Source organism: Persicitalea sp. (genome assembly GCF_041751555.1).
Lineage (GTDB): Bacteria > Bacteroidota > Bacteroidia > Cytophagales > Spirosomataceae > Persicitalea.
In genome coordinates, this window is sequence record NZ_JBGSXF010000332.1 from 1 (window position 1) to 11311 (window position 11311).

Here is an 11311-nt window from a genome sequence, read left to right on the forward strand (position 1 = left end):
GGCGACGCTTCGCCGGGCGACGCTTCGCCTGTTTCGTCGTCGTCCAGCAGCACAAGCGTATGATCATCCATCTCAATGGAATCACCTTTTCTGACGAAAGAAAAAAGCTGGTAAGAATGCCGGAACAGGCGGACGAGCATGAAAAACACGCCCAGGAGGTAAACCGCCCAAAGCGCATTCTCCCAAGTCAGCAGCGAAGGTGAGGGGGCCGCCGTGACCACAAAGTCGGAAACCACGACCTGGTACACGACGGGCAGCGGCGGCGCGGCCTCGGGGTACGTCACCAGCGGCAGCACAAACCCCGCCACGAGCGCCCCCAGCAAATACGCCCGATTCCAGCGCAGGAAAGTCTGTCGCCGTAGCAAAAGCGCGTAACACAGGTACAGCGCCAGCCAATAGGCGGAAAGTTTGATTATGTAAGGGAGCAGTTCCATCACTCTTTCCCTTTTGCCATAATTTCCATAATCTCATCCAACTCCTTCTCATCCAGCGGTTCGTCTTTGACGAAGAAGGAAACGAGCTGCGGCAGGGAGTTGTCGAAGTAGGTCGAGATCAACTGCTTCATCTCGGAGCGCTTGTACTGAGCGCGGGTAATGAGCGGGTAGTACTCGTGCGACTTACCATAAGCATTGTAGTGGACGACGCCCTTCCGTTCCAGTATGCGGACGATCGTCGAGACGGTGTTGTAAGCGGGCTTAGGTTCAGGCATTTCGGCCAGGATGTCCTTAACGAAGCCTTTCTTCAAGCGCCAGAGGATAAGCATAACTTCTTCCTCGGCGCGGGTGAGCGTTTTAATTTCCATTGGGGTCGTTGGTTTGGTTTTTGGTGAAATTGGTTTACGCTTCCAAAGTAAGGACTATTCATTTAGTTTCAAAACTATTGTCGTAGTTTTTTTGTTTTTTTTTCTTGAAAACAAAAAAAGGCACAAAGCTCCAAAGGCACAGAGGCACAAAGTGAGCTTGTGCAGCCTACTTTGTGCCTCTGGAACTTTGGAACTTTGTGCCTTTAGAACTCCCTTCCTTACTCCACTACACTCAACTTCAACGCATTCGTCTTGCGATGCTTGGAGATGGGCATGCTTAGGGTGTTGATAAAGACATCGCCGGAAGAAAGCTCACCGCGCTCGACGAGCAATTGTTTGACGTCATTGATAAGCTCGTCGGTCGAAGCGTCCTCGTCGGCTTCGTAGTAGTGGCATTGGGTGCCCCAATACAGCCCGAGCGTGTTCATCAGGCGGCGGTTGGAGGTAAAGATCAGCAGATTGGCCTTAGGACGATGGTGCGACAACCGGAAAGACGTGTAGCCTGAGCGTGTGATCCCGATGATGGCTTTTGCCTCCGTGTCGCGGGCGAGGCGGCAGGCGCTCATCACCACGTTGTCGTTCAGGCGATCTTCGCCGGGTTTTTCGTTGACATGCGTGTGCCATTTGTAGTATACATCGCCCGTCTGCTCGACCTGTTCGATGGTTTTGGTCATGCTTTGCACGGCTAGCAACGGGTACTTGCCCGAGGCGGTTTCCGCACTTAGCATAACAGCATCGGCCCCGTCGAGAACGGAGTTGGCCACATCGTTGACCTCAGCGCGGGTCGGGCGCGGACTTTCGATCATACTTTCGAGCATTTGGGTAGCCACAATTACGGGCTTGCCCGCGCGATTACACTTATCCACAATCATTTTCTGAATCATCGGTACTTCCTCGGCGGGCATTTCCACGCCCAGGTCGCCACGTGCCACAATCACGGCGTCGGTGGCCGCAACAATCTCGTCGATGTTCTTGATCGCTTCGGGTTTTTCCAGCTTGGCGACTACGCGCACATCCTTGCCTTTGCTTTTAATATAATCTTTCACCTCCTGAATATCCGACGCCCGGCGCACGAACGACAGCGCAATCCACTCCACGCCGTGTTCCAGGCCAAAGTCCAGGTCTTCGTAGTCCTTCTCGGTTACGGAGGGCATCGACACCTGCGTGTTGGGCAGGTTCACGCCTTTCTTGGATTTGAGGTAGCCACCATATACTACCTCTGTCACCACGTCGCTGTCTTCAATGCCCGTCACCTTTACTTCCAACTTGCCGTCGTCCATCAGGATTCGATCGCCGATGCGGACATCGTTGTACATGCCGTCGTAGGGCGTACTCACCTTCTCGGCGGTTCCCAGCACTTCGACGTTCGTAAGTACCAACCTATGGCCCGCCGTGATCAGTACGCCATCCTTCTCAGCGACGTTGCCAATGCGGATTTTGGGGCCTTGCAAATCTTGCAGTATGCACAAATTCATATCGTGCTCCTCGTTGATCTCGCGGATGCGTTTCAGGCGTTCGAGGTGATCGGCGTGACTTCCGTGCGAAAAATTGAGCCGAAAAACATTGACTCCGGCCCGTGCCAGCGCCAGCAACTGTTCCTTACTTTCTGATGTGGGGCCAACGGTGGCGACGATCTTGGTTTTCTTTTGGGACATAATTTTTTAGTGGACAGTTGAGAGTGGACAGTTGACAGTTCTTTTGCCCTACCAATCAGTTTGCCATGATTAACGTTCTTTTTTTGAAGAAAAGGGAAGGACAAGCCTACATTTGATTCATTACAAAATGTAAAATTGTCAGTTTGTAGGAAGACGTTAACTGTCGACTGTCAACCGTCCACTGTCAACTACATGCTATCGACGTCCACCACCACGTTCACATTTTTCAACGTTTTATCGGTGAGGATGTCGGTGACTTTTTCCTGGATGAATGACTTTACAGCCTTAAAATTAATCTTTTCCCTTTCAAGTTTAATGAGAATGTTGAACAAATACTGATTTCGAACCCGCTCGACCAGCGGTGGCTCAGGTCCCAGCACGCGGCTGTGGCCAAGTTCGGCGAGCAGTAGTTCGGCCAGTGCGGCGGCGGCGCGATTGGCGGTGTCGCGGTCGGTATGCTTGACAATCAGCTTGATAAGGCGCGTGAAGGGTGGGTAGTTGTATTCCTCACGCTCACTGATTTCGGTATCGTACATCTTACGGTAATCGTTGCGGATCACCCAGCCCAAAATTTCCTGACTCGGGTTATGGGTTTGGATCAGCACTTTGCCGGGCTTGCCCGCCCGGCGGCCCGCCCGCCCGCTAACCTGCGTGAGCATCTGGAACGCCCGCTCCGAGGCCCGGAACTCAGGAAAGTGAATCATGCGGTCGGCGTCGAAAATGCCCACGACGCTCACATTGCCGAAATCCAGCCCTTTGCTCACCATTTGGGTACCAACCAGGATGTCGATTTGCTCGTTCTCAAAATCCTGAATAATCTGCTGATAGGCGTTTTTGGCACGGGTCGTGTCCATATCCATGCGCTGTACCCGGGCATTGGGGTATATTATATGTAGTTCGTCCTCGATTTTCTCGGTGCCGAACCCCATCGTCTTCACCTTTGGCGAGCCGCAGTTGGGACAGGTGCGCGGTACCTGCTCCTTGTGGCCGCAGTAGTGGCAGCGCAGTTCGGCCACTTTCATGTGGTAGGTTAGGCTCACGTCGCAGTTGTTGCACTCCGATATCCAGTTGCACTCTTCGCACTGAATGTAAGGCGAGTAGCCGCGGCGGTTCTGAAAGAGAATCGTCTGCTCGGCGTGTTCGAGGTTGTACTGCATGTAGTCCAGCAATACCGATGAGAACTCATTCTTCATCTTGCGGGACTTCTTTTCCGCCTTGATATCCACCAGCAGAAACTCCGGCAAAGCCGCGTTGCCATAGCGCTCAAACATCTCCACCAGTCCATAGCGGCCCTGCTGGCCGTGGTAGTAGCTTTCCAGAGAAGGCGTAGCCGAACCGAGTATGACCTTGCCATGGTGCATGTAAGCCATTACCACCGCCACGTCGCGGGCATGGTAGCGCGGCGCGGGATCAAACTGCTTATAGGAAGTCTCATGTTCCTCGTCCACGATGATAAGGCCGAGGTTAGTAAAGGGCAAAAACACCGCCGACCGCACCCCGACGACGAAATTGAATTTCCCTTCGATGATGCCCTTCCAGACCTCAACCCGCTCGTTGTCGGAGAATTTGGAATGATAAATGCCCATTTTATCGCCAAACACCTTACGCAGCCGCACCACGATTTGGGTAGTTAGCGCAATCTCGGGCAGCAGGAAAAGTACCTGTGTCCCGCTTTCGAGGGCCTGTTTTATCAGATGGATATAGACCTCCGTCTTGCCACTACCCGTGATTCCGTGCAATAGGACCACTTCTTTATCTTGAAAATGTTCCTGAATCTGCCGTACCGCCCCCTGCTGACCTTCGCTGAGGTTGATGACCGCCGCGGGCGTATTTGGAATATCCGCAAAGCGCGATACCGTAATCTCAAACTGCTCGAAGACGCCTTTTTTGATCAGGGTATTTAAAGAGGAATCCGACGAATTCTCGTCTTGGGTAAAAGCTGTCTTTTCCAAACCCTTTTGGTTCAGGCCGGGATTGGATTGGACAGGGACGAAACTGAGGTACCTCAGAAGCACCTCTTGCTGTTTGGTCTGTTTTTCCAACTCTTGCATCAGCGCGTTAACGCCCGCCGCCGAGGCGTAGGCTTCGGCCAGCCGCACCTTCCGGGCTATTTTGGGCTTGTACTTTTCCTTCACCTGTTCGAAGAGAATCACCGCCCGCTTGCCCACCAATGATTTGATAATGGCGTTGACGTTGGTTTCGTCGGTAAGGCGGGCCACTTCTTCGTACGAAAGCGACTTGTGCTTCTTGATCTCTTCCAACAAGCCCACTTCCTCTTCGGTAAGCAGTTCGGCGTAATCGAAGTCGGGATTGAACTGAACCTTCGATTGACTGGTGATTTTCAGACCCGAGGGCAGGGCTACGTTCATCACTTCACCTATGTTACATAGGTAGTAGTCGGCCATCCAGCGGAAAAGTTCGAGCTGGCTGGTCATGACGAGCGGCTCTTCGTCAAGTAGTTCCAGTACGTACTTGGCCTGGTAGTTGGTAGGCGGCGTGTGGTGCAGTTTTCCTACGACGGCAGTAATCACCCGGTTCTTTCCGAACTGCACGATGACTCTGGCACCGATTTTGATGAGGCCGCTCATCGCCCGCGACACCCGATATGTGAACAGTTTCGGGATGGGAACGGGTAGAATCAAGTCGGCAAAAACCGTACTTTCTTCTTCAAACGGGAGGGTATTTTGGGCAAACATTGGGGTTGGGGCCGCTATTTCGGATTAGGGTGCAAGGTACTGAACATTTGGATAGGCGAAGGGTCAAAAGCGTGAGAATGGGCTTGCAGATCAAGCCAATCTCCCGCCTAGCTCACAACCGTCGCCGTCGGTGCTTCCTCCCAGGGCAGCATAGCATTGAACAACCTGATGTGACGAAAATCGCCCACTTCACTGGCGCGGATGGCTTTGGGAACAACTACCCCCTCGTCCAGCAAGTAAGCGCGCTGTGTACCCGCCAGTAAGGGCTGTTCTGGCGTGTACCAGTTGGTACCGTCGAACAGCGCGACGTTGGCGTAACTACTGTCAGTGACAAGGCCATTCCTGACAATGAGCACGTCGTCGCAACTACCTCTTTGAGCATATAAAAAATCAAGTGCTCGGCGATCTTTGTACTTAAAAGCGTAATCCAGGTGATCCGCTTCCACCAGGCGCAAACTACCAATCGTACGGGGCTGGTACTTTTCCCATTCGACGTTTACTATTTCTTCGCCGTAGGTGATGCGGCATTTGTGCTTATCATTGTTCACAAAATCCGGTATCTCGAGATAATCTTGCAAAGCCAGGGGTTCCCGAATCCCCCACAATGCCTGTCGCGTCCGGTTCAGCCGTGCTTCGTGGTAGGGCAGTAGTTTACTGAATCGGCGCTGTTCGACGCAGATCGTCTCGAAGCAAAGCTGAGGTCGATTCATAGTTGAAAGGGAGGTAAACTTTATCGATTAGTTCCTGGTACTCATCCTCGGCCCGGCTGCGGGAAGTTATTCCTCCGCCGCTCTTGAAAATCAGATTTTCGCCCTGCTGCTCGAGGAAGCGAATCATAACCGCACTTTCAAACACCTCGCCGTCAAAACTACCCATAATACCCGTGTAGTAGCCGCGATCATAGCCCTCCGCTTCCTGAATGATACGCAGCGTAGACGGCTTGGGGGCACCGCTGATCGACCCGGCGGGAAGTAGTTTTAGAAGCAGGTCTCCGTAAGCGCCGCCAAAACTATCCGGCAGCAAACCCGCTATTTCCGAGCTGACCTGCAAAAGCGTACCCTCGTGGGTGGTGATTTTGTCAAGAAAGCGATACCGCTCGACCCATACCTTATCGGCCACCATGCTCAGGTCATTACGGATCAAATCCACAATAGTAGCATGTTCAGCCGCTTCCTTTGCATCCGCTAGAATGATCCGTTCGGCATCGGGCAGGTCCGCGGGGATAGTGCCCTTCATGGGGTACGAAGAGATGCGGTTGCCCTCGATGCGAACAAATGCCTCGGGCGAAAAGCAAACGAACCGGTCGCGGAGCCAAAAGCGAAACGGAGCGCGGCTGTGCCGATAGATATCCAACAGCGACAGGTTGGTGGCTATGGGCGTCGGAGCCGATAAATTGACCAAAAACGAGTTGCCGTGCTGAATGTTTTTCACCACGTAGTCGAAGCGTGGGCGGTACACCTCAAATGAAAGGGGATACTTACGAAAATAATAAGGCGGCAAAGCGGACGGCGGAGAGTTGTCCCCCGGATCGTTGGTGATCCCGTTGAGATTGAAGCGCAACTGGGCTGGGTCTGCCTCGTCCGTTCGCCAGGCAAGGGGAGTTTCTCCCAGAAAATCGACCAGAAATGCAAACGGGACGCCTGCTCGTCCCCACGCGTTCAGGCGGTTTACGAAAGATTCAGTAGAGCTGGACGGTGGGAACAACAAGTAGTTAGGTAGTTTAAAGGATGGTTTTTTAACAGTCCGGTTTTGCACAAAGTTCAGAAACCATTCGCCGTTTCAACGTGTTGCGTAGGGGAATTTTGAACAAAAAATCATGCACCTACACGACGTAATCATCATCGGCGGTGGCCCCTGCGGCCTGGCGATGGGCATAGAAGCCGCCAAGAGCGGGCTGGATCATTTGATTTTGGAAAAAGGCAGCGTTACGGAGTCCATCCGCCGTTATCCCAAGCGGATGCGCTTTTTCTCTACTGCCGAAAATATTGAGATCGGAGGCATCCCCTTTCCCATCTCGGGCGTGAAAGCTAACCGAGACGAGGCTTTGCAATACTACCGCAAAGTCGCGGGCTACTACCACCTTAACTTTGAATTGTTTGTAGAAGTCGATCGCAGCGAGCGGCAGGGGGACGGTACTTTTTTCGTCTTCACGACCGATGGACGTACTTTCCAGGCCAAAAATGTAGTACTGGCCACAGGGTATTTCGATTTCCCGCGCATGTTGGACATTCCCGGCGAGAAACTGCCGCACGTCTCGCACTATTATGACGAGCCCTTCAAGTATTCCTACACCAGCGTCGTCATCGTGGGTGGTTCCAACTCCGCCGTTGAGGCCGCGCTGGAACTCTACCGCCACGACGTAAACGTGACGATCGTTCATAAAGACGAAGATTTCCGCCGTACGGTAAAGTACTGGCTCGTCCCTGATGTCAAAAACCGCGTGAAGGAAGGCAAGATCAATACGATGTTCGACAGCATCGTCAAGGCCATTGAGCCTGATCATGTTTTGGTGGAAAATACCAAGACGGGCGAGGAACAATGGCTCCCCGCCAACTTCGTGTTTCTTCTTGTAGGCTATCTTCCCGACGAAGCCCTGCTCCGCCGCTGCGGCGTCGATCTTGACCCGGAAACGAAGATCCCCGCTTACGACCCCGAGACGTTCGAAACCAACGTGCCGGGCCTGTACCTCTGCGGCACGGTCATGGCGGGCGTCCGCACCGAGAAAGTTTTCATCGAAAATGGACGCGACCATGCCGCCGCCATCGCCGACCACCTCACGGGGCGGGAAGTCAGGAAAGTGGCGGAGCTGATTGAAAGGATTTAGGTATTCTGAATAATCCCCATCAGCCACTCCGGCTTCAAGAATAGCATAATAATAGCGATAAGCAGGACGCCGGAGATTATCTTCCCCCAACCAGAATAAACGGGCAGCACAGTTTCTGTCTTAGCTTTCTTGAAAAAAAGCAGATACGGCAACCGCAGGTAGTACGCCAGCGAAATGGCGGCGTTCAAAATACCGACGATGAGTAGCCATACGAGCCAGGGTTCGCCTTGCTGCTGGTAACTATCCCACAAAGCGGAGAAAATAAGCCATTTGGCGGTAAAGCCCACCGTCGGTGGCAGTCCGGCCAGCGCCACCATGACGACCGTCAGTACCATGGCGACCAGCGCGTGTGGTTTGCCCAAGCCTTCGTACTCGGCCAGCGGTGTGTCGGAGCGGGGCAGCAGTAAATCTATTAGCAAGAAGGCGGCCATATTTAGCAACAGATAAGCCGCCACGTAAAAAGTCGCGCTCTCAAAGCCGAGTTGGTTGTAGGCCACGACGCCCACGATGAGATACCCCGCCTGCGCGATGGAAGAATAAGCCAGCAGGCGGCGGGCATTTTGCTGCCAGAGCGCGGCGACGTTGCCTACCGTGATGCTGATCAGAGCGATGCCGCCCAGCAACGGCAGTAGTTCGGCGGGGAGTGACGTCGCCACACGCATCAGCACCAATAATACGGCCGCTTTGGGAGCCACCGAGAGGAAAGAAACGAGCGGCGTCGGGGCCGCTTCATAGACGTCGGGTGTCCATACATGAAATGGAACGAGGGAGAGTTTGAAAAGCAGCCCGCCCAAGGTCATGAGCATTGCCACGTTCATTACTAATGGCGCGTTGGCGGCCAGGCCCAGCCGCATGGCCGGGTTAGTAAAGTCCAAAGTGCCTGTCAGGCCGTAAATCAGCGAGATGCCGTATAGCATGATAGCCGAACTAATGGCCCCGAAGAGCAAGTACTTCAGAGCGCCCTCGGCGGCTTTTTTGGCGGGAGAAAGCGCCACAAGCAGATACGAACTCAGCGAAAGTAATTCCAGCGCCAGATAAACAGTGAGCCAGTGCGTGGCCATCGTCAACAGGCACATACCCAGCACGGTGGCGATGAGTAGGGCACTAAGTTCCGCCGGAAAGCGGTAGCGCAACAATCGTATATGCAGCAGCGTGAAAAGCCAGGCCACCACGACGAGAATCTTGAAAAAAACGGCTTTGTTATCCAGAAAAAGTAAGGGCCGAAAGCGAAAATCAGCCACCTCGCTCCATTGACCCATGATGAGTCCCAAGGCGACTACAGCGCCACCGAGACTTAAATAAAATAGCCAGGAAGTAGTCTTTTCTTCGTTCGCGCCCCGGTTCAGCAGCAATTCGGCCACCAAATAGACCAGAAAAAAAGTGGCTAGAAAGATTTCGGGGACGATGCCGGCCAGGCTTTGACCGATTTGGCTGAGTTGTTCGTTCAGTTGCAAGACGATTGGAACAATTTTTTTGACAAAAGTACGGAATTCTCTCTCACCCAAAATTTTTAGGAAACCATGAAGAAAATCATCGCCCCTTTGCTGGGAATCATGTGCCTTGCCACCGTGGCCCAAGCGCAATTTATGCAGGATGTCAATGGCCGCGTCGTGACCGAAATGACTTACACCGACGTGGAGGGCTCGCCTTATCTGATTGAAGAATTCAACAAAGGCATCGTCACGATGGCCAAAGATAATCAGGTTTACGATGGCGTGCCGATGCGCTACGATGCCTATAAAGACGAACTGGAATACGAGAAGGAAGGCAAGCACTACCGGCTCGGACCGGAAATCATCTCTTTTTCCATCCCTACAGGCGATGCGCTTTATGAATTTCAACGCGGCTTTCCGGCCGTGGACGACTTAACTGAAAACAATTTTTATCAAGTGCTGCACGACGGTAATACCAAACTTCTGAAACATTATGGCAAGCGGATGCGGGAAGAAAAAGCTTACAACTCCGCCACGGCAACAAAGCGTTTCGACGGTACGGAACAACTGTACGTACTCAAAGGTGGCCGGATGAGTCCGATTAAGAAAAACGATAGAAAGGGGCTGCTGAGCCTGCTGAGGGACGAGAAAAATCTGATGAACTACATTATCAAGGAAGAGCAGCTCAACTTCAAGACCGAAGGCGACATGGTAAAATTGCTGGAAGAATATGATGCCTACAAGGCAGGGCGGAAGGGAAAGAATTGAGAGCGTCGAACGTAATACCTCTACTCCGCCTGATCCGTAAACATATACCCTACACCTTTCAACGTCTTGATAAAGCCTTCGCCGATTTTCTCACGGAGTTTGCGAATGTGGACGTCCACGGTGCGCTCCAGGACATAGATGTCGGCTCCCCAGATTTTTTGCAGCAACTCCTCCCGACTGAACACTTTGTTCGGGCTTTGGGCCAGGAAAAACAATAATTCGAATTCCTTTTTAGGTAGAATGACCGACTTGCCATTCTGCGTGACGGTGTAGTTCTTGCGGTCGATGGATAGCCCGGCGATCTCGATTTCCTCGCCGGGGTCCGACTTTTGGGCTTCGCGGCGGAAGAGCGCATTAATGCGGCTCATCAGGGCGCGGGGCTTTATAGGCTTGGTAATGTAGTCGTCGGCCCCGATTTCAAAGGCAGCAATTTCAGAGTATTCCTCGGAGCGGGCGGTCAGAAACATAACGTAGGTGTCGCGCAAATCGCTGTCGTCGCGGATCATGCGAGCAGTTTCGATGCCATCCTGCCGGGGCATCATGATGTCGAGCAGGATAAGGTCGGGGCGAAACTGTCGAGCGATTTTCAGGCCATTCTTGCCATCGGGGGCCGTTTTTACTTCGTACCCTTCCTTTTCGAGGTTGTATTCCAGCAATTCCAAGATGTCCTCGTCATCATCCACAACAAGAATCTTCTGGGCAACCTGACTGGCTTTTGCGGCACTCATGGGAATGAGGTTGAAAAGTGTACGTAAGGCCGAATTTAGCGGATAAGTTGTTTGGATTACCTACGATAAGCCATTAATAACACAAACTTAATATCAGCGGCGATAAATCCGATACATCTTCCCCTGCTCGTTGGTCATTAATAAGTCGCTGTCGTTCAGGAAAACGAGGGCTTCCTCCTGCATTTTACCAATCTTGATGCATTCCTTAGGGTGGCTGAAATCAATCTTGCCATTTTCAATACCAAACAATAGAATTTTACCGTAAGTCAGTAGCGCGAAGGTAGTTCCTGAAGGATTGATATCTGCCGCCGTCACTTGACTTTTGACAAGAATGCTGTCTTGGACTGGCAAGGTATAATCACCTGGCTGGGCGGAAACCATGTACAGTTTTACAAATTGATCGGT

Annotated in this window: 9 protein-coding genes and 2 pseudogenes; 2 read left to right on the forward strand and 9 right to left on the reverse strand. The window is 52.6% G+C overall.

All coding sequences use genetic code 11. From position 1 onward, the window contains the following. From ACEW8P_RS11940 to ACEW8P_RS11965, 6 genes and pseudogenes are all read right to left on the reverse strand, one after another. A pseudogene (locus ACEW8P_RS11940) lies at positions 1 to 434 on the reverse strand (energy transducer TonB); the annotation flags it as partial. Continuing rightward, positions 434 to 802, reverse strand: a complete 369-nt coding sequence (locus tag ACEW8P_RS11945) for a BlaI/MecI/CopY family transcriptional regulator (protein WP_373513310.1) — start codon at positions 800 to 802, stop codon at positions 434 to 436. The gene ACEW8P_RS11945 and the pseudogene ACEW8P_RS11940, both read right to left, overlap by 1 nt. A 218-nt stretch (positions 803 to 1020) precedes the next feature. Beyond that, positions 1021 to 2457: a pyruvate kinase gene (gene pyk / locus ACEW8P_RS11950; protein ID WP_373513311.1), complete on the reverse strand. Its 1437-nt coding sequence runs from the start codon at positions 2455 to 2457 to the stop codon at positions 1021 to 1023. A gap of 188 nt (positions 2458 to 2645) precedes the next feature. Then, a complete protein-coding gene (gene priA / locus ACEW8P_RS11955) occupies positions 2646 to 5153 on the reverse strand; it encodes a primosomal protein N' (protein ID WP_373513312.1) in 2508 nt (835 codons plus the stop codon). A 107-nt stretch (positions 5154 to 5260) separates the two neighbouring features. Next, on the reverse strand, positions 5261 to 5863 hold the full coding sequence (locus ACEW8P_RS11960; protein ID WP_373513313.1) for an aminotransferase class IV family protein: 603 nt from the start codon (positions 5861 to 5863) through the stop codon (positions 5261 to 5263). Beyond that, positions 5805 to 6857 (reverse strand): aminodeoxychorismate synthase component I, encoded by a 1053-nt coding sequence (locus tag ACEW8P_RS11965; RefSeq protein WP_373513314.1) that lies wholly within the window; start codon positions 6855 to 6857, stop codon positions 5805 to 5807. The genes ACEW8P_RS11960 and ACEW8P_RS11965 overlap by 59 nt, the downstream gene beginning before the upstream one ends. A gap of 112 nt (positions 6858 to 6969) precedes the next feature. Between ACEW8P_RS11965 and ACEW8P_RS11970 the strand changes: the two genes are divergently transcribed. Further along, entirely contained in the window at positions 6970 to 7977 is a 1008-nt protein-coding gene (locus tag ACEW8P_RS11970; protein ID WP_373513315.1) for a YpdA family putative bacillithiol disulfide reductase, read from the forward strand. Here ACEW8P_RS11970 and ACEW8P_RS11975 read toward each other — a convergent pair. Beyond that, positions 7974 to 9431 carry an NADH-quinone oxidoreductase subunit N gene (locus ACEW8P_RS11975; protein ID WP_373513316.1) on the reverse strand — a complete coding sequence of 486 codons (1458 nt, stop codon included), beginning with the start codon at positions 9429 to 9431 and terminating at the stop codon, positions 7974 to 7976. The two genes, ACEW8P_RS11970 and ACEW8P_RS11975, sit on opposite strands and share 4 nt — an antisense overlap. Before the next feature lie 66 nt (positions 9432 to 9497). Here ACEW8P_RS11975 and ACEW8P_RS11980 point away from each other — a divergent pair, with 66 nt between their 5' ends. Beyond that, positions 9498 to 10178 carry a hypothetical protein gene (locus tag ACEW8P_RS11980; protein ID WP_373513317.1) on the forward strand — a complete coding sequence of 227 codons (681 nt, stop codon included), beginning with the start codon at positions 9498 to 9500 and terminating at the stop codon, positions 10176 to 10178. Between the two features lie 20 nt (positions 10179 to 10198). Here ACEW8P_RS11980 and ACEW8P_RS11985 read toward each other — a convergent pair whose 3' ends face one another. Next, positions 10199 to 10906 carry a response regulator transcription factor gene (locus ACEW8P_RS11985; RefSeq protein WP_373513318.1) on the reverse strand — a complete coding sequence of 236 codons (708 nt, stop codon included), beginning with the start codon at positions 10904 to 10906 and terminating at the stop codon, positions 10199 to 10201. 93 nt (positions 10907 to 10999) lie between these two features. Continuing rightward, positions 11000 to 11311: pseudogene (locus ACEW8P_RS11990) on the reverse strand (hypothetical protein); the annotation flags it as partial.